A 17,597-nucleotide genomic window follows, 5' to 3' on the forward strand; every position below is an offset into this window, starting at 1 on the left:
AGGTGTATAAGAGACAGGATCATGACGCGTCCCCGGCGAAACGCCCACCCGCCGCAAGTGAACACTCCCGCAAGACCCCGTAACGAGCCGCAAGAAAGGCCGCACCCAACACGCCAACGGCCCCGCCAGAAGGCGAGGCCGTTCGCAGTACTCGTGGGCTAAGAGATGCAGCTCCCGCGCGGTCACCGGGCGGCGGCGCCGTAGCGGGCGAGGAGTTTAGCGCGTTTGGCCGGGTGGACGTTGCAGCGGGTGATGTCGCCGTCGTAGTGCTCGAGCACCTTCTTGTCCATGACGTGGAACCACCACGGCGGCACGACCGCGCGCAGGATCATGGTGGCGTAGCCCGCGGGGAGCTGCGGCGCGTCCGGGAAGTCGCGCAGCATCTGGTAGCGGCGTCCGGGGTTGGCGTGGTGGTCGGAGTGCCGCTGCAGGTTGTAGAGCAGCACGTTGGAGGCGACGCGGTTGCTGTTCCAGCTGTGCTCGGGCGCCGTGCGCTCATAGCCGCCGTTCGCGTTCTTGCGCCGGAGCAGGCCGTAGTGCTCCAGGTAGTTGACGACCTCCAGCATCATGAAGCCGAGCACCGCCTGCAGCACCAGGTAGGGCAGGAGTTCGAGACCGAAGACGGCGGCCAGGACGCCGAACAGCGCCGCGGTCACGAGCCAGCCCTGGAGGACGTTGTTGCGCGGCGTCCACGGGCTCTTGCCCTTCCTCGCCAGGCGGCCCTTCTCCAGCCGCCAGCAGGACAGGATGCCGCCGAAGATCGTCCGGGGCAGGAAGCGGTAGAACGACTCGCCCATGCGGGCGGTGGCCGGGTCCTCGGGGGTGGCGACGCGGGCGTGGTGTCCGCGGTTGTGCTCGACGACGAAGTGGCCGTAACCCGTCTGCGCGAGTGTGACCTTGGCGAGGAAGACCTCGACCTTCTCCCGGCGGTGCCCCATCTCGTGCGCGGCCGCGATGCCGATGCCGCCGATCATGCCGATCGTCGTGGCGAACCCGATCCGGTCGGCCACGCTCATCGACTCGCGCACTAGGAGCGCGCTGCCGACGATCAGCGACGCGTACTGGATCGGGATGAACAGGAGGTTGGCCCACATGTAGAAGCGGTCCTTGGCGAGCCGCGGCATCGCGCTCTCCGGCGGGTTGGTGGGGTCCTCGCCGAAGAGCAGGTCGAAGGCCGGGAAGACCCCGAAGATCAGCACCGGCCCGAGCCACCAGAAGACGTCCAGCCCGGTGAGGCCGACCAGCCCCCACGCGAGGAAGGGGATCGCGGGCACCACCAGCCCGAGCAGCCATGCGTACCGCTTGGGGTCCTTCCACTCCGCCTCGGCCCGGCTGGCGCTCCCCGCGCCGGCCGCCTCAGTCGCGACCACGACCACCACCGCCTTACAGATCGGCAAGTTCTGTCTGGAAATTAGACAGTTACTCCAAAAGTGTCAAGCATTAGGTGCGTCACAGGCCGTCTACGATAGGGCGAGATGACGCCCTACCGAGAGACCGTCCGCTCGCTGCTGCGCGAGCGTCTGCTGGACGCCGCCTACGAGCTGGTCGCCGCGGGCGGATGGGGCGGCATGCGGATGACGCACCTGGCGTCCCGGGCGGGAGTGAGCAGGCAGACCGTCTACACCGAGTTCGGCACCAAGGACGCGATCGGCGAGGCGCTGGTCATGCGCGAGGTGGAGCGCTTCCTGGCCGGCATCAAGACGGAACTCGACGCCAACCGCGACCGGCTCGCCGACGCGATCGCCGCCGGGGTGTCCTTCACGCTCCGCGAGGCGGCCGACAACCCGCTGCTCAAGAGCGTCCTCACCAGCGCGCGCGGCGGCAACGAGGAACTGCTGGCACTCCTGACGGTCCGCTCCGACCAGCTCCTGCGCACGGCGGAGGGGATGCTCGGCGACTATGTCTCCGACGCCTGGCCGGAGATCGACCCGCTGTCGAGGAGCCTGGCCATCGAGACGGTCGTCCGCATCACCATCAGCCACCTCGTCCAGCCGGTCGCACCGGTAGAGGAGACCGCCGCCCGCGTGGCCGAGATCACCATGCGCGTAGCCAGCACAAACGCCCCCGACCCCACCGCCTAGGACGCCCTAGCGGCGCACGCCCCCTCCCATGCCAGGCGCCCTTGCCGAGATTTACAGGGGAGTCGGCAGGTCGACCACGTCCACACATGGAAGCAGAAACGGCCCCGCCGAAAGGCGAGGCCGTTCGCAGTATTCGTGGGGGGTCAGAGGTGCAGTTCTCCCCGCTTCACAGCGCTGATGAGCTGGGCAAAGCTCTCCGCGGAGAGGGCGAGGTGTCCGGCGCCGGGGTCCTTGCTGTCGCGCACACCGATTACGGTGTTGAGGCTCGCGACCTCAACGCAGTCGCCGCCCGTAGAACTAGAGCGGCTCGACTTACGCCAGGCGGGCTCGGTCATCGCGTGGTCTCCATCTGATCGGCGATCAACCTACGGGTCAGGGGCTCAGGCAGCGCCCGCGCCCCGATCCGCTCCCACTGTAGCCCCATATCGGTGAGCTTTGTCGGATCAGTGATCAATCTTCCCTCTATTGCGGCCTCGATGTAGACCACATTGCCCCGTTCGACCGTCATCAGCTTGAACGACCCGTCCTGCCCCATATGCGCGCCGGCTTCCCAGGGGATGATGCGCACCATGGCGTGCGGCCAGTCGGCCACCTTCAGGAGTCCGGCTAGCTGCTCGCGCATCACTTCCCGCCCGCCGACCTGGCGCGTGATCACTGCCTGATCAAGCAACACGTAGAGCTGCGGGGGGTTGGGGCCATCCAGGATCGCCTGGCGTGCCAACCGCCGCTCCCATAGCTCGTCCGCTTCCGGCTTGCCGATCCCTGCGGAGTCGAATCCAGCCCGCGCGTAACCCTCCGTCTGAATGAGACCCGGAACCCACAAACTTTCGTAGGTCCTGATGACAGATGCCTTTGCCTCGTACTCGATGTTCTGGCGGCGCCAATCCGGGTCGTGCATCGACTCCGCATATCGGCGAATCCGGACGAAATGGCCGCGAGTGTGCCAAAGTTGGTCCAGAATTTCGGCCTTGCGTTCGGGGACTTTTGATGTGCCCGATTCGTAGTTCGAAACCGTGGAATCGTCGACCCCAAGGATCTCGGCGAGCCGAGCCTGTGACAGGTTGCGCTCGATGCGCCATATTCGCAGGTCAACGGCTAGCCAGTGCCATGGGTTGTGGTCCGGATCGAGTCGGTCGGCCTTCCCCATTCAAGATCCTTAATGTTGATATTCCTGAACGAAAGAAGACAAGCATAACTGCCGGACGCCAGTCTGTGAGCAGAAACGCAGACAGTGAGAGGGCGACCGATGTCCGCGATATCCATAATGGACGTAGATCCGCAAAACATGCTCAGTGAGACGTTCCGGGCTTATCCGGAGACCGTCTATCTCGCGCGCGAACTCGTGCGCAGCGCACTCGCCTCGTGGGGGCTCAGGGCCTTCGAGGGCGACGCCTGCCAGATCATGACCGAGCTCGCGTCCAACGCGGCCCGGCTCTGCAAGGGCAAGAACATCCGCGTATGGACCAGCCGGATCGACCAAGGTGTCGAAATGTGCGTGTGGGACGACCACCCCGGCCGGCCCGTGATCCAGCAGCCCCACCTCTTCGACACGTCCGGACGCGGACTCGTCCTCGTCCAGGCGTTCGCGTCCGGCGGCTGCGGATGGTTCGCGCTCGGCGAGGGCAAGGCCGTGTGGGCGCGGATCGCCATCGACCACGGATACATGCTCAATGCCGCGCGCAGGGCGGGCCGCCCGATCGTCGGACCACTTCGCCACGTCGACAGGCCGTGCACGCCGCTGCACTCATAGACTGCCCCCGCCCTGCGGAGCGCGTCCCACCAGTTCCCCCAGCTCGGTGGGCTTCCCCCGCACCCCGCAGGGCGGGCGGCGACCACGTCTGAAGGTCGTCCAAGAGAAACAAGACCCTGGACGCGCACGCGCGTTCGCGCGGTAGAAATGCTTCGGTCGGCGGTCGCGGGTCACGGACAGTCACCGCCTGCACGTCCGGTGAAGGTTGGGGTGCCGCTTTGACGAGGTGAACCACGCCTCTCTCGTCTCGGACGACAGTAGCGCCCGTCCCACGCATCCGGCCGCTCTCCGGAATCCGGCCCCCTGTCAGTCAGGCCACGAGCAAGACGGCCGCGATCCCGCGGGAGGGTCGGGCCAAGCCTGCGAAGCGCTCGCGGCGGTCTGAGCGATGACCTGAAACAGGGAGGCGTCGCCCCCCGGCGGCGCCTCCCTGTTTCACTGCGAGCGGCTTGGAACTGGAAGCACCAGTCCTGTCCGGCTCCTGCGTGCAACTCAGGTCATGTGGACCATCGCTGCCGCACCCGCCTGCGCGGCGGTCAGCGCTACATACGCAACGGCTGTGCCGACCACCAGGAAAACGCGTTTCGCCATCGAAGCCTCGTCACCTAGGTCCCAACCGGACTTTCCCGGAATTTCGCGATAAGCCTAGCGCTGCCCGTGCCGCCGCGGGCGGGAATTGGCGATCTTCCGGATGTGACCGTCGTGCAGGTGTCGTTCACGTGAAATGTCCGATTTGACGGTAATTGTGGTCAGGTGTCTATCGCTAACAATGGAGAGACTCTCTAGAACGGCGTCCTAGTGATGAGGTCAGAGTATGAGATTCGATATGTGTTCGGGCGCCGGAGAGACATGGAGAAGGAAGTTCTTCGCTCGATGCAATGCGCTCTAGGTGCCGGTGGCGTGGTCTAGGGAGTGGAGGCGGGCTCGCAGGTGCTCCGCATCTGGGAGGTCATGCGTGGTGAAGAGGCGGAGCGCCTCCTCCCAGTGGTGGCGAGCGGCCTCGGTGCCCTGGATGTGGAGGAGGGCCGCGCCCAGGCTCTCCAGGGCCCTCGCCGTCTCGTCGGGGACGCCTATCTCAGTGGATAAGGAATAAGCCTGCAGGAGGTGGTCCACGGCGGCCGGATATCGACCGGAGGCGCTTAAGGTTTCGCCTAGATGGCGGAGGGCGACCGCCTCTTCGTAACGCTCGTTTATGGTGCGTGAAATGGCCAGAGCGCGTTCGTGATGGATGAGCGCCTCGCCGTAGCGGCCGGTGTTGTGGAAAGTGGCGCCGATGCCGATGAGGGTCTCGACTTGGGTTCGCCGGTCGCCGAGTTCCATGGCTAGGGCGAGCGCAGCGCGATAATTGGCCAGGGCTGTTTCGGGGGCGCCGGTGCGGCGGTGGACGTTGGCCGCGTTGATGAGCGCGATGGCCCGATGCTGGCGGCTCAACTCGGCGGCACCGGCGGTCTGCTCGTAGTACTCCGCGGCTCGGTCGACGTCGCCCATGCGGATCATCAGGTCGCCCATGTTGTTGTGCGCCCGCATCCGGCCGCGCGAGTCGCCGATCTCGTTGAAGATCGCGAGGGCGTCGAGGCGGAGCCGCTCGGCCTCGTGGTAGTCGCCGGTGAATTCCAGGACGATCGCCATGTGGTCGAGGCTCTTGGCCTCTCCATGTCGGTTGCCGAGTGAGCGATGGATTTCCAGTGCTTTGCGGCAGCGGGCCAATGCTTCGGGGAAGCGGGATTGATGCCAGTGGATGAGGCTTATGTGGCCCAGAATATGGGCTTCTCCGGGGTGGTCACCGGTCGAACGACTGATTTCTAGCGCCTTTTCCGCATCTTCCATCGCGGTGTCGTAGTCGCCGACGCGGAAACGGATGTGGCTCAGGTCGGCCAGGGCGCGGGCGATGCCCGGATCGTCGTCCAGGTTCTGAAGCGCCTCGACCGCCTTGGTGTGCAGGTGTGCGGCGGCGTCCCAGTGGCCGCGCGACTCTAGATGGCCGGCGAGCACACGGGAGAAGCGGGCGACGTGTGCCGGTGAGTCGATGCGGTCGGCTTCGGCTGCGGCGTTCATGAGGCAGGCGTGCTCGGCGGCGAACCATTCGGCTGCCTCCGTCTCGTCCGCGAGAGGTGGCATGCCCGGCGGCCGGTCGGTCCCGGCGCCGCCCGTGCGATGTGGGGACAGTAGGTGGTTCGCGTGGTCGGCGGCCGCGAGGTAGAAGTCGAGGATCCGGTGTACGGTCCGGCGGCGCTCCTCGTCGGTGTCGGTCTCTCGGGAGACGCGGCGGGCGTAGTCCTGGACGAGGTCGTGGAAGCGGTAGCGGCCCCGGGCGGGTTCGGTGATCAGGTGGCGGTCGAGCAACTCCTCCAGGATCCGCTCGGCCTCTTGGACCGGGCACGCCAGCGCTGCGGCCGCCGCGTCGGCCGTCAGGTCGGGGCCGGGATGCAGGCCGAATGCGCGGAATGCGTCCCGCAGCGGCGGCGGAAGACCGCGGTAGGAGACCTCAAAGACCGTGGTGATCTCGCGGTTTTCGTCGCGGAGCTCGTCCAGGCGCCGGTCATCGGAGGACAACCGGGCCAGCAGGTCGCGGGTGTCCCAGGTGCGCCGGTGCCGCAGCCGGCTCGCCGCCATGCTCACCGCGAGTGGCAGCCGTCCGCAGCGCTCCACGACAGCGGCGACGTCGGCGTCGGTCTTCGCGCGTCCCGGGCCCGCGATGCCGGTGAACAGCACCATCGCGTCCCGGACGGGCAGAGTCTCCAGCGACAGCGGCCACGCGTCGTGCAGCCCGGTCAGCCGGCGCCGGCTCGTCACGATCACCAGGCAGCCGGCGGACGCCGGGAGCAGCGGCCGGACCTGGTCGTGCCCGGCGGCGTCGTCCAGCACGAGGATCGCGCGGCTGCCCGCCAGCTCGGACCGCCACAGTGCGGCGCGCTCGTCCAGCGCGCGCGGCACCCGCGTCACCGGGACGCCGATCATACGGAGCAGCCTGTCGAGCGCGTCCGCCGGGTCCATGGGCGGCTGCCCTGGGTCGTGCGCGTGCAGTTGGAGGTACATGGTCCCGTCGGGATAGTGCTCCGCCAGCCGGTGCGCGAGGTGGACGGCGAGCGCCGACTTCCCGACGCCGGCCATGCCGTCGATGGCGACGACGGTGACCGCGGCACCGGGCGGCGGGCCCGCGCCGCTCGGCACCAGCTCCATGAGTTGCCGCATCTCGTCGTCGCGTCCGACGAACACCCGCGCGTGGTGCGGCAGGGTGTGCGGGCGCCGGTCCACGCTCAGCTGGGTGCCGGGGACGCGCAGCAGCTCCGGGTCGCCCCGCAGGATCTGCTGCTGGAGCCGCTGCAGCCCGGGACCAGGGTCTGTGCCGGACTCGGCCACGAACAGGTCGTGTGTGCGCCGGTACACCTCCAGGGCCTCGGCCTGCCGGCCGCAACGGTAGAGCGCCATCATGAGCCGCTCGACGGGCCGCTCGTCCAGCGGATGCCGTTCGGTGAGGTCCGATAACTCGCGGAGGAGGTCGGCGTGGTTGCCGCGCTTCAGTTCGAGATCGATGCGGACGAACGCGGCGGACAGCAGTTCCTGCTCCAGGCTGTGCCGGGTGCGCTCGGCCCAGCCTCCGGACAGGTCGGCGAGCGGTTCGGCCCGGCACAACTCCGCGGCTTGGCGGTGGTGGTCGAGGGCGTATTCGTCGTCGCCGCTCTCGGCGATCGCCCGGGCCTGGCCGTACAGCCGCCAGAACCGGTGCAGGTCGACCGACTCATCGTCGACGTCGAGCAGATAGGAACCCTGCCGAGAGATCAGCGTGGCGCCCTCCGCGTCCCCCAGCCGGCGGCGCAGCCGGGTCATGTAGACCTGGAGCCCCTGCCGGGCCTTGGCCGGCGGGTCGCGGTCCCAAACCCGGCGGATGATGGTCTCGGTGGGCACCGGCTGCCGGCGGCTGAGGAGCAGCACGGCCAGTACGCAGCGTTCCTTGGGCGTTCCGAGGTCGCGCCGCCGCCCGTCGATCCACAGCTCGACGGGTCCTATGATGCGGAACTCCACCGGTTCCCCTTTTGTGAAAATCTCCTCCTGAGCCGATTTTGGCACCGTATGTAGCGAATGGCCAGAGTGGAGCCGCGTTCACCGGGACATCCCGGGTGCCTCGCTACTCACCGAGTCAGGACGATTGCAAGTTTTCGTCAAGCTCCCCGATCGACACTCGATTCCGGAGAGCAGGTCAATTCGATCTGCGACGGAGGGACGGATGATCGCATCCGAGGTCAAAGGGGGTTCGTTGACCGCAATGACCGGCTTCGAATGGCGTCGGGCCCTGACCGGGTTCGACCCCGGCTGGTGGGGACGGCTGGGGGACCGGCGCACCGTGCTGGTTGTGGTGGGCTCGCCCGTACCGGGGCAGCCCGCACTGGACGTGGCGCGGCTCGCGGGGACCGACCCGCGGCTGCGCGTGCTCTTCGCGGCGGCCCCCGGGCCGTCCTCGACCGCCGTGGAGGTGATGCTCAAAGACGCGGGCGCCGCACCGCTGCCCTGGTCTGAACTCGCGGACGGCGACGTCGGCCTGGTCGTCACCGCGCACCGCGTGCCCGCGCGCCCACCGGGTGCGCCGCTCATCGCACTGCCGGGCACCATCCCGGCGGAGGTCGCACACCGGCCCGCACCGACCGTGTTCACCTACGCCCACCACCTGGACCGCCCTCCGGACGCCGCGCCCGGCCGCGCCGTCGTGGTGGGGGACTCCGACCACGACCGCCTGGTGGCGAGCCTGCCGCTGCGCGACTTCTACCGCCGCGCCCTCGGCGTCGGCGGGCGGCGCGGCCTCGTCGTGGTGGCCCTGCCCGCGACCGGGGGCGCCGGTCCGTGCGCGTGCCGCCGGTCGCCGGACATCCTGCATCGGCTGCTCACCGAACTGCCGTCCGACCGCTACCACGTCCTCGGCGTTCCGGAGCCGCGCGGCAACCGGTGCATGAACGGGCCGCCGGGCCTCGCCGGTCACCTGAGCGCGGGGCTGAGCCTCATGCCGCCGGAGGCGGACTGGCGGGCCGCCCTCGTCGCCGCCGACTGGATCCTCGGGCCGCCGGGCCCTGTCACCCGCTACGGGACGGTCATCGGCGTCCCGGTGCTCATCACCGGGCCGCCGCCGGGGGACGCGCTGCGCCTCCTCGCCGTCCGGCTGGCCGCGCACCGGCCGATCCGTCCGCAGCTGACCGAGGCGGCGGCGCGGTGGCGGCCCGAGCGGGTCCGGCCCGTCCTCGGCCGGATCACCTCCGAGCCCGGACGGTTCGACCGCAACATGCGCAGCCTTATGTACGGCCTGCTCCGGCTGCCGCAGCCCGCCACGATCCCCGTGGCGGACCCGGTCTCGCCGCCGTTCCGCATCGGCTGCCCGGCCGACCAAGCGTGCCAAGGAGGGGTGCGATGAACCTCCCGGTGGACGGATGGGTGCCGGGCCCGTTCGGGCTCGACGCGCTCAGGGGAGCGACAGTCCCGGCGGCGCGGGCGGTGCTCGCCGTCGCGCACCATCTGACCGCGGCGACACGCCTCGCCGACGTCATGCCGCTGCTGGAGTCCGACCGGCGCGTCGCCGTCGCGTACACGGCCTCGCCGGCGTCGGTCTTCACCGGTGGCCTGGACGGGCACCTGCGGGACCTCGGCGGGCTCGTCCTGCCGTGGCGGCAGGCCGTCTCGACCAGGTGGGACCTCGTCGTGGCGGCGAGCAACGGGATGCTGGAGAACCTGCACGGCCCGGTCATGACCGTGTTGCACGGCGCAGGCCCCGGCAAGTTGCTCGCCCGCCTCCGCGGCGCGGGACCGGCCGCCGCACGTCCGGTCACCGGGCTGATCAGGGAGCGGCTCGTCGTCGCGGGACGGGTCGTGCCGTCCTCGATCGTCCTTGCGCACGACCGGCACCTGGAGATGCTCGAACGCGAGTGTCCCGAGGCGTGCCCGGTGGCGTTCGCCGCCGGAGACCCCTGCCTGGACCGGCTGGTGGCGAGCCTGCCCTACCGCAGGGTGTACCGCCGCGCGCTCGGGGTGCGACCCGGCCGCCGGCTCGTCTTCGTGAGCTCCACCTGGAACGAGGACTCCCTTCTCGGCAGCCGACCCGACCCGTTGCTGCGCCTCGCGGCCGAGCTGCCGCGCGACCGGTACCAGATCGTGGCGGCGCTGCACCCGCACGTCTGGGCGTACCACGGCAGACGCCAGGTGCTCGCCTGGCACGCGGACTGCCTGCGGCTCGGCGTGCGGCTGTTCCCACCCGAGGAGGGGTGGCGCGCCGGGCTGGTCGCGGCCGACGTGGTGGTGGGCGACCACGGGTCCGTCACCTGCTACGGCGCCGCGATCGGGGTACCGGTGCTGCTGGGCGCCTTCCCGGAGGACGCCGTGGCGCCGGGAACCCATGTCGCCCGACTCGGCGCGCTCGCGCCGCGCGTCGACTGGAGCCGTCCGCTGGCGCCCCAGGTGGAGGAGGCGGCGCACGCGTTCACCGGACGGGTCCACGCCGCGATCAGGAGCGACATCAGCTCCCGCCCGGGGGAGGCGGCCCGGCTCATCCGCGGGGAGATGTACCGGCTGCTGCGGCTGCCGGACCGCGACCGCCCGCCGGACGTCGAGCCGGTCCCGCTGCCGGTCTCCTGCACCCTGCGGGCGGCGTGATGGCCACCGTGGTACGAGTCTGGGACGGCCTGCCAGGGCCGGAGCGCGTCCTCATCGGCGGGCGCACGCTGACCCTGCGGCCCGCGCTCGCCGACGCCGCCGAGCCGCCGCCCTGCGACGAGCACCTTGTGGCCGGGCCGGAGGAGAGGTCACGCGCCTGGCTGGCCGCTGCGGACGTGATCGTCGCTGCGGCGGGGGATCCCGCCCAGCTCCTGGCGGCCCATCCGGGATGCCTGGTCGCGGTGACCGTCACCGAGCGGGGTTGTCTGCTGGCGGCCAACGAAGTGCAGGCACGGCTCGACCCGATGCTGGGCGGGACGTGCACGGTGGACGACGCGGCCGCCTTCGCGTCCGCCCTGCACGCCTGGCTCGTGACGGGCGGGGCGCCGGCCGCGCTCGACCGGCTCACCCTCGTCCGCGAGAACACGGTCACGGTGGTCAGGGTGCGGCATCGCCGGTCGGCGCGGTGGGGAGATCGGCGAGCCGCTCGCTGACCTCCGCCGCGTGCGGCGAGCCCAGCGCGGTGTAGATGCCGAGCGCCTGTTCCAGCAGCAGGCGCTCGGCCGCCGGGTCGTCCAGGTGCTCGGCGATCCGGGCGAGCTCGCGCAGCGCGCCCGCCTCGACGTGCGGGGCGTCCATCTCCCGCGCGACCTCGTGCGACTCGCGGAGGGCGGCGGCGGCCTCGGCCGGGCGGTCGGCCCGCAGCCGGGCCTGGCCGAGGCAGGTGAGCGTCCGCGCGTGGTGGTACGGCTCGTCGTGCCGGTCGAACCTCTCCAGGACGCCGGTCAGCGTCGCCTCCGCCTCGTCGTGCCGGCCGGCGATGCTGAGCGCCTCGCCGATGTGCCGGTCCATCAGCGCGATCCCGCGGGGACGCGCCTGGTCGACGTGCACGTTCCGAGCCTGGGTGAACAGTTCGATCGCGCGGGACGGGTCGCCGGTGGCGAGTGCCGCGACGCCGAGCCCTTCGAGCGCCGATCCCTCGCCGAGCCGGTGACCGGCTTGCCGCTCCAAGGCGAGAGCGGCCTCGTAGTGGCCCGTCGCCGTGTCGAAGTCCTGCAAGTTGAGGCGGACGACCCCGAGCCCTTCCAGCATCCGCGCCTGGGCCTTGACGTCTCCGCAGGACTCGGCGGCGGCGTGCCCCAGCTCGTACATCCGGATCCAGGACGGGTAGTTCCTGCGCTGCAGGAACAGCGGCCACATCGCCTCGGCGAGCTGCCAGGCGACGGCGTGCAGCCCGGTGTCGTGCGCCTCCTGCGCGACCGCCGCCAGGTTCGGGCGCTCCAGGTCGAGCCAGTCCAGGGCCTCCGCGCGGGACGCGAACCGGTCGTCCGGCGGCGCCGTGTACCGCTCGCCGAGGTGCCAGCGCCCCGGCATCAGGGTGCGGTCGGCGGCGACGGCGGCCGCCAGGTACCAGTCGGCGAGGCGGGCGAAGCCGGCCGCGCGGTCCGCCGCCGGCGCGAGGGACGGGTCCCGCGCGTGCAGGCGGACGAGGTCGTGGAAGCCGTACCGGTCGTCCGGGCGCTCCTGCAGCAGGCTGGCGTCGACCAGGCCGTCCAGGAGCCGCGCCGCGTGCTCCTCGTCCGTGCCGATGAGGGCGGCCGCGGCGGCGGTGCCGAGATCGGGGCCCGGATGGACGCCGAGCAGCCGGTAGGCGGCGGCGTGCTCCTCGTCGAGCGCCTGGTAGGAGGTGTTGAAGACCGCGCCCACCGAGATGTCCCCCTCCCCGGTGCGCAGCGCCGCGAGCCGCCGCGCCTCGTCGCCCAGTTCGGCCACGGCGCGGGCGATCGGCCAGCGGCGCCGTGCCGCGAGCCGGGCCCCGGACGCGCAGACCGCCAGCGGCAGCGTGCCGCACAGCGTGACCAGCGAGCGGGCGTGCTCGCGTTCCGCGCCGATCCGTTCCGCGCCGATCAGCCGCTCCAGCAGTTCCAGCGCCCCCGGCTCGCCGAGCGGGTCGACGTCCAGGAACCGGGCGCCGTCCACCACGAGCCCGGTCAGCCGGTGGCGGGAGGTGACGACGACGAGCGCGGGCCCGGCCCCGGGCAGCAGCGGGCGGACCTGCGCCGCCGAGACGGCGTTGTCGAGCATGATGACCAGGCGGCGGCCCGTGGTCATGGAGCGGAACAGCGCGGACTGCTCGTCGGCGCCCGCCGGGATGTGCTCGGGCGCCGCGCCGAGGGCGCGCAGGAAGCGTTCCAGCGGTTCGTCGGGCGGCAGCGGCTCGCCGCCGGAGAAGCCGCGCAGGTCGATGAAGAGCTGCCCGTCGTAGTCGTCCTTGATCTCGTGCAGCCAGTGCAGCGCCAGCGTGGTCTTGCCGACGCCGCCGGGGCCGGTGAGGACCACGGGCCCCGACCCCGGCCGTTCCGCGAGCGCCGCGAGGCGGCGCAGCTCGGCGCGCCGGTTGGCGAACAGCCCGGGCGGTGGCAGCTGGGCGGGGGCGGGCAGCGGCGCCGCACCGGGCGCGGTGATGTGCACACCGCCCGCGATGGATCCGGCCTGGACGCTGGAACCCGCTATCCTCCCCGTCAGTTCGTTGGTCCACCGGTCCCGTTCGTCGGGAGACTGCACGTTCGATCCATCCCATTGCCTCAGTGGTGCGTCGATCGCCCCGCTTTATGGTTAACGTACCTGGATGCCCTGTTTATAAATAACAACGGACAGTATTTGCTATTTTGGTCATGCCTTTTATCGAGAGCTGGTCAGAATGGCGATTGTCGGTGTCGTCCGGGCGTGGTGAACTGTGGGGGTGACAGATCCGATGACCGTCGCCATCGCCACCGCCATGGCGGGCAAGGCCGTCGAGGTGGCCGGGGAGCCGGTCCGGGCCGCCGTCGCCGAGCTGTCCCGCCGGGTCCGCGAGCGCTTCCGGGGCCGCCCGTCCGACGAGGCGGTCCTGGCGCGGGCCGCCGACGACCCGACGCCGGAGCGGGTCGCGGCCCTCACGTCCGCCGTCGCCGCCCTCATGGCCGGTGACGCCGGGTTCGAGGCGGAGGCGCGGAACCTGTGGAACCAGGCGCAGACGAACGCCGCCGCGACGGGCGACGGCGTGGTCAACGTCCTCAACGGTCAGGCGGGGAGGGTGGTTCAGCTTCGTGATGTGCACGGTGATCTGAACATCGGGTGACGCGGCGCCGCCCTTGCGGTGTGGTCAGGCGTCGGCTGTGAGGCCGTAGCGCTCCTGGTCGGACGGGCGCGGCGACTCGGGGCCGTCGCGGCCGAGGCGGAGCATGCGGGCCACCCGGACCGTGCGGAACTCCCGGCCGCGGACGCTGAACGCGTGGCCGGGCGTGGCCCGGATGTCGGCCGCCATCGCCTCCCACTCGGCGAGCTCCGCGGCCGACGGCGGGTCGCCGCTGAACTCGCGGAGCCGCGGCAGCAGGCCGGTGAAGTGCCCGGCCAGCCGCTCGCGCGCCTCGTCGGGGTCGTCGCCGCCGGTGAGCGGCGCCCAGGAGTCGCCGTCGAGCTCCACCACGATGAACGTGGGCGGCAGCACCACCACCCCCGGATGCGCCTGGATCGCGTGCCGCGCCTCCGTCCGGACGATGTCCGGGACCGACCCGATGACCGGCATGAACGCGACGAGGTTCAGCCGCAGCTGCGCCTCCCACTGCCCGCACGGCGCCGCCGGGTCGATCGGGTGGTCGCGCAGCAGGCCGTCGGCGGCGAGGTCGGCGTCGGTGGACCGGGGCGGCTCCAGCACCCGGTCACCGAACTGGATGAACTTCTCGACCCGGACGATCCGGTAGCGGCGGTCGCCGATCTCCCACTCGTCCTTGGCGAGCTGCTCGCCCTCCTCCGGGTCGAGCCGGTCGGCCGCCGCGCGCATGGCCGCCGCGGTCGCCCGGTCCGGTTCGGCGCCGGCCGCCGTCCGCAGGTCCATGGCGAGGCCGTAGCGGGCCGCGGCCGGGTCGTCGCAGCCGAGCGCGCCGATGCGCCACGCGTCCCCGCGCTGCACCGCGTGCCCGAAGTCGGGGGCGCCGGCGGGAAAGATCTTCGGATAGCGCAGAATCCGCTCGCCGAGTTCCCGGTCGCGCACCGCCGCGACCGGATCGAGGCGGGCCACCACGTTGATGTGGTCGTACCCGCGCATCAACGCGAAGGCCATGACCCGCATCCTGACCGGACGGCCGCCGCCCCCGCACGGCTTTTCCCGCATTGCCGGACGGGCGCCGCCGACCTTGCACGGAATTGACCGCCTTTCTGCCCGCAGTTTTTTCCGGCGATCACTCTTCCAGGTCGATGACGACCTTCACATCGTCGGGATGGGAGGTGAAGGCCGCCTCGTACTCCTCCAGCGGGACGCGCCGGGAGATCAGCCGGCCCAGCCAGCCGAGGTCGGCCTCGGCGAGGGCCCGCGCCGCCGCCGCGTAGTGGCGCAGGTTCGCGTTCACCGACCCGAAGATCGCGTCGTTCTCCAGCACGATCTCGCGGTTGAGCGCGCCCGCGTCGACCTCCAGCGCCCGCCCGGACGGCGACACCCCGGTCAGGCACACGATCCCGTACGCGGCGTTGTTCGCCATCGCGCCGAGCACCAGCTGGGACACCCCGGTCGCCTCGATCACCACGTCCGGCGGGCCGCCGCGCACCGCCTCCGCCAGGCCCTCGTGGTGGTAGGTAGCGCCGAGGTCGGCGACGAGCCGCGGCTTCGGGCCGTCCGCCACCCGGTCCAGGACGTGCACGTCCAGCCCGCGCTGCACGCCCAGCAGCGCGGCGAGCAGCCCGATCGGCCCGGCGCCCGTCACCAGCACCCGGCGCGGCTCGAACCAGGCCCGCCCGCCGACCTTCTCGATCTGGTCCCACGCCTTCGCGACGATCGTGGTCGGCTCCATCAGCACGCCGACCTCGGCGAGCCGCGGGTCCAGCCGGACGGCGTAGTCGGCTTCGATCCGCCACGCGCGGCTCGCGAACCCGTCGAGCTCCTTGATGCCGCGCTCGGTGTACCGGCCGTTGCGGCACATGTCGAACTCGCCGTGCGCGCACGCCCCGCACGGTTCCGGGTCGGGGCGCCGGACCACGCCGACGACCAGGTCGCCGGGGGAGAAGCCGCCGCCGGACGGGGCCTCCCGCACCCGGCCGAGCGACTCGTGCCCGAGCACCAGCCGCTCGCGGCCGGGCGGCGCCGCGCCGTAGTCCCCGGCGGCGATCTCCCGGTCGGTGCCGCACACCCCCACCGCGAGCCCGTCGACCAGCAGGTCGCCCTCCCCGGGCTCGGGGTCGGGGACGTCGGTGACGGCCAGCGAGCCGGACTTCTCCGGCACGACGGTCAAGGCGCGCATGGCGCTTCTCCTTCCGCGAGTTCCAGGGTCACGACGGGCGCCTTTCGGTGCCGCTCAGCCGCCGCGCCGTGTTGACGAGCCCGACGTGCGAGTACGCCTGCGGGGTGTTGCCGACCTGCCGCCCGGCGCGGGTGTCGTACTCCTCGCTCAGCAGCCCGAGGTCGTTGCGCAGGCCGAGCAGCCGCTCGAACAGCTCCGTCGCCTGCTCGGTGCGGCCGATGCCGTGCAGCGTGTCCGCCAGCCAGAACGTGCACGCCAGGAACGCGCCCTCGTCGCCGGGCAGCCCGTCCACGCCGCCGCCGTCGGCGGCCGTGTCGTAGCGGAGGACGAACCCGTCCCGGTACAGCTCGCGCATCACCTCGTCGACCGTGCCGATCACCCGCGGGTCGTCCCACGGCAGGAAACCGACCTGCGGGATCAGCAGCAGCGCCGCGTCCAGCCCGCGCGACCCGTAGAACTGGGTGAACGTGCCCCGGTCGGCGTCGAAGCCCTTGGCGCACACGTCGGCGTGGATCTCCTCGCGCAGCGCCCGCCACCTGTCGACCGGCCCTTCCATGCCGTACCGCTCGACGCCCTGCACCATGCGGTCGACGCCGGCCCACGCGAGCACCTTGGAGTGGACGAAGTGGCGCCGCTCGCCGCGCACCTCCCACAGGCTGTTGTCGGGGTCGCTCCAGTGCCCTTCGAGGAAGTCCATCAGGGCGAGCTGCATGTCCCAGGCGTTGTGGTCCGTCTCGATGCGCGTGGTCCGGGCGAGGTGCAGGCCCTCCAGCACCTCGCCCCAGGTGTCGAGCTGGAACTGGTCGGACGCGGCGTTGCCGACCCGGACCGGCGACGACCCCTCGTAGCCCGCCAGCCAGTCCAGCTCGAACTCGGGGAGCCGCCGCGTCCCGTCGATGCCGTACATGATCTGCAGGTCGGCGGGGTCGCCGGCGACCGCGCGCAGCAGCCACTCCCGCCACGCCTTGGCCTCCGCGACGAACCCGGTGCCGAGCAGCGCCTGCAGCGTGAACGTCGCGTCCCGCAGCCAGCAGAACCGGTAGTCCCAGTTGCGCGGCCCGCCGAGCTGCTCCGGCAGGGACGTGGTCGCGGCGGCGACGATGCCGCCGGTCGGCGCGTAGGTGAGCGCCTTCAGCGTGATCAGCGACCGGCGGACCGCCGCGTCCCAGCGGCCCTCGTAGGAGTACTCGCCCATCCAGTCCGACCAGAACAGCTCCGTGTCGGTGAGCGCCCGCTCGGCTTCGACGGCCTTCGGGCGCGGCAGGTGCGACGGCTTGTACGTCAGGACGAACGGCACCCGCTCGCCCGCCGGCACGGCGAAGTCGGCGTAGGTCGCGAGGTTGCGCCCCTCCATCCGGACGGGCGTGTTCAGCCAGGCCGCGTCCGGGCCCGCGATCGCGTTGCGCTCGCCCTCGCGGTGCCGCACCCACGGGACGATCCGCCCGTAGTCGAAGCGCAGCCGCAGTTCGGTGCGCATCGGGACCCGCCCGCTCACGCCCTCCACGATCCGGACGATGTCGGCGGCCTCGCCGCGCGGCGGCATGAAGTCGATGACCCGGACGGTGCCGTCCGGGGTGTCCCACTCGCTCTCCAGGATCAGCGTGTCGCCCCGGTAGCGGCGCCGCGTGCACAGGCCGCCGGACGCGGGCGCGAGCCGCCAGAACCCGGCCCGCTCGTCGCCCAGCAGGGCGGCGAAGCAGGCCGGGGAGTCGAACCGGGGCAGGCACAGCCAGTCGATCGAGCCGTCCTTGCCGACGAGAGCCGCCGTCTGGGTGTCGCCCAGCAGTCCGTAGTCCTCGATTCTCAGTGCCAAAACGCGCACCCCTGCCTTCGCCTCACCGCCTACTCGGACCTACCCGTGAT

Annotated in this window: 14 protein-coding genes; 6 read left to right on the plus strand and 8 right to left on the minus strand. The window is 71.4% G+C overall.

The annotated features are described in order from the left end of the window. Nucleotides 1–182: 182 nt before the first annotated feature. Complete coding sequence (locus tag ETD96_RS08525; protein WP_240807392.1) at nucleotides 183–1,370, minus strand: alkane 1-monooxygenase; 1,188 nt, start codon at nucleotides 1,368–1,370, stop codon at nucleotides 183–185. A 105-nt stretch (nucleotides 1,371–1,475) separates the two neighbouring features. Between ETD96_RS08525 and ETD96_RS08530 the strand changes: the two genes are divergently transcribed. After that, nucleotides 1,476–2,081, plus strand: a complete 606-nt coding sequence (locus ETD96_RS08530; protein ID WP_138635750.1) for a TetR/AcrR family transcriptional regulator — start codon at nucleotides 1,476–1,478, stop codon at nucleotides 2,079–2,081. A 143-nt stretch (nucleotides 2,082–2,224) separates the two neighbouring features. Here the strand turns inward: ETD96_RS08530 and ETD96_RS08535 are convergent, their stop codons facing one another. Both ETD96_RS08535 and ETD96_RS08540 read right to left on the minus strand, forming a co-directional pair. Next, a complete protein-coding gene (locus tag ETD96_RS08535; protein WP_138635751.1) occupies nucleotides 2,225–2,416 on the minus strand; it encodes a DUF397 domain-containing protein in 192 nt (63 codons plus the stop codon). After that, complete coding sequence (locus tag ETD96_RS08540; protein ID WP_138635752.1) at nucleotides 2,413–3,228, minus strand: helix-turn-helix domain-containing protein; 816 nt, start codon at nucleotides 3,226–3,228, stop codon at nucleotides 2,413–2,415. Before ETD96_RS08540 ends, ETD96_RS08535 begins: the two co-directional genes overlap by 4 nt. 138 nt (nucleotides 3,229–3,366) lie before the next feature. Here ETD96_RS08540 and ETD96_RS08545 point away from each other — a divergent pair, with 138 nt between their 5' ends. Then, nucleotides 3,367–3,831, plus strand: a complete 465-nt coding sequence (locus tag ETD96_RS08545) for an ATP-binding protein (protein ID WP_138635753.1) — start codon at nucleotides 3,367–3,369, stop codon at nucleotides 3,829–3,831. Nucleotides 3,832–4,716: 885 nt separating this feature from the next. Here ETD96_RS08545 and ETD96_RS08550 read toward each other — a convergent pair. Then, nucleotides 4,717–7,854 carry an AfsR/SARP family transcriptional regulator gene (locus tag ETD96_RS08550; RefSeq protein WP_171068925.1) on the minus strand — a complete coding sequence of 1,046 codons (3,138 nt, stop codon included), beginning with the start codon at nucleotides 7,852–7,854 and terminating at the stop codon, nucleotides 4,717–4,719. A 232-nt stretch (nucleotides 7,855–8,086) separates the two neighbouring features. On the opposite strand from ETD96_RS08550, the gene ETD96_RS08555 reads away from it, so the two are divergent. Genes ETD96_RS08555 through ETD96_RS08565 form a run of 3 tightly spaced genes read left to right on the plus strand, consistent with a single transcriptional unit; the run spans nucleotide 8,087 to nucleotide 10,955 of the window. Further along, on the plus strand, nucleotides 8,087–9,229 hold the full coding sequence (locus ETD96_RS08555; RefSeq protein WP_138635755.1) for a hypothetical protein: 1,143 nt from the start codon (nucleotides 8,087–8,089) through the stop codon (nucleotides 9,227–9,229). Continuing rightward, the gene (locus ETD96_RS08560; RefSeq protein ID WP_138635756.1) at nucleotides 9,226–10,461 is read left to right on the plus strand and encodes a hypothetical protein; all 1,236 of its coding nucleotides are present in this window, start codon (nucleotides 9,226–9,228) and stop codon (nucleotides 10,459–10,461) included. Before ETD96_RS08555 ends, ETD96_RS08560 begins: the two co-directional genes overlap by 4 nt. Then, nucleotides 10,461–10,955, plus strand: coding sequence for a hypothetical protein (locus tag ETD96_RS08565; protein ID WP_171068926.1), 495 nt, complete (start codon nucleotides 10,461–10,463; stop codon nucleotides 10,953–10,955). Before ETD96_RS08560 ends, ETD96_RS08565 begins: the two co-directional genes overlap by 1 nt. Here ETD96_RS08565 and ETD96_RS08570 read toward each other — a convergent pair. Continuing rightward, complete coding sequence (locus ETD96_RS08570; protein WP_138635758.1) at nucleotides 10,900–13,026, minus strand: ATP-binding protein; 2,127 nt, start codon at nucleotides 13,024–13,026, stop codon at nucleotides 10,900–10,902. The two genes, ETD96_RS08565 and ETD96_RS08570, sit on opposite strands and share 56 nt — an antisense overlap. 178 nt (nucleotides 13,027–13,204) lie before the next feature. Here ETD96_RS08570 and ETD96_RS08575 point away from each other — a divergent pair, with 178 nt between their 5' ends. Next, nucleotides 13,205–13,582 carry a hypothetical protein gene (locus ETD96_RS08575; protein WP_138635759.1) on the plus strand — a complete coding sequence of 126 codons (378 nt, stop codon included), beginning with the start codon at nucleotides 13,205–13,207 and terminating at the stop codon, nucleotides 13,580–13,582. Nucleotides 13,583–13,606: 24 nt separating this feature from the next. Here ETD96_RS08575 and ETD96_RS08580 read toward each other — a convergent pair whose 3' ends face one another. The 3 genes from ETD96_RS08580 to ETD96_RS08590 all read right to left on the minus strand — a co-directional run bounded on the left by ETD96_RS08580 (nucleotide 13,607) and on the right by ETD96_RS08590 (nucleotide 17,541). Continuing rightward, entirely contained in the window at nucleotides 13,607–14,563 is a 957-nt protein-coding gene (locus ETD96_RS08580; protein WP_138635760.1) for a DUF5954 family protein, read from the minus strand. A 118-nt stretch (nucleotides 14,564–14,681) separates the two neighbouring features. Continuing rightward, entirely contained in the window at nucleotides 14,682–15,734 is a 1,053-nt protein-coding gene (locus ETD96_RS08585) for a glucose 1-dehydrogenase (protein ID WP_138635761.1), read from the minus strand. Between the two features lie 28 nt (nucleotides 15,735–15,762). After that, nucleotides 15,763–17,541 carry a glycoside hydrolase family 15 protein gene (locus tag ETD96_RS08590; RefSeq protein ID WP_420884740.1) on the minus strand — a complete coding sequence of 593 codons (1,779 nt, stop codon included), beginning with the start codon at nucleotides 17,539–17,541 and terminating at the stop codon, nucleotides 15,763–15,765. Nucleotides 17,542–17,597 lie beyond the last annotated feature (56 nt).

Source organism: Actinomadura geliboluensis, from assembly GCF_005889745.1.
Classification (GTDB): Bacteria; Actinomycetota; Actinomycetes; order Streptosporangiales; family Streptosporangiaceae; genus Spirillospora; species Spirillospora geliboluensis.

Bases quoted from the DNA above. Each gene is read 5' to 3' on its own strand.
- ETD96_RS08560 (WP_138635756.1), top strand. From the start codon at position 9,226: ATGAACCTCCCGGTGGACGGATGGGTGCCGGGCCCGTTCGGGCTCGAC.
- ETD96_RS08540 (WP_138635752.1), bottom strand. From the start codon at position 3,228: ATGGGGAAGGCCGACCGACTCGATCCGGACCACAACCCATGGCACTGG.
- ETD96_RS08545 (WP_138635753.1), top strand. From the start codon at position 3,367: ATGCTCAGTGAGACGTTCCGGGCTTATCCGGAGACCGTCTATCTCGCG.
- ETD96_RS08535 (WP_138635751.1), bottom strand. From the start codon at position 2,416: ATGACCGAGCCCGCCTGGCGTAAGTCGAGCCGCTCTAGTTCTACGGGC.
- ETD96_RS08565 (WP_171068926.1), top strand. From the start codon at position 10,461: ATGGCCACCGTGGTACGAGTCTGGGACGGCCTGCCAGGGCCGGAGCGC.
- ETD96_RS08585 (WP_138635761.1), bottom strand. From the start codon at position 15,734: ATGCGCGCCTTGACCGTCGTGCCGGAGAAGTCCGGCTCGCTGGCCGTC.
- ETD96_RS08580 (WP_138635760.1), bottom strand. From the start codon at position 14,563: ATGGCCTTCGCGTTGATGCGCGGGTACGACCACATCAACGTGGTGGCC.
- ETD96_RS08530 (WP_138635750.1), top strand. From the start codon at position 1,476: ATGACGCCCTACCGAGAGACCGTCCGCTCGCTGCTGCGCGAGCGTCTG.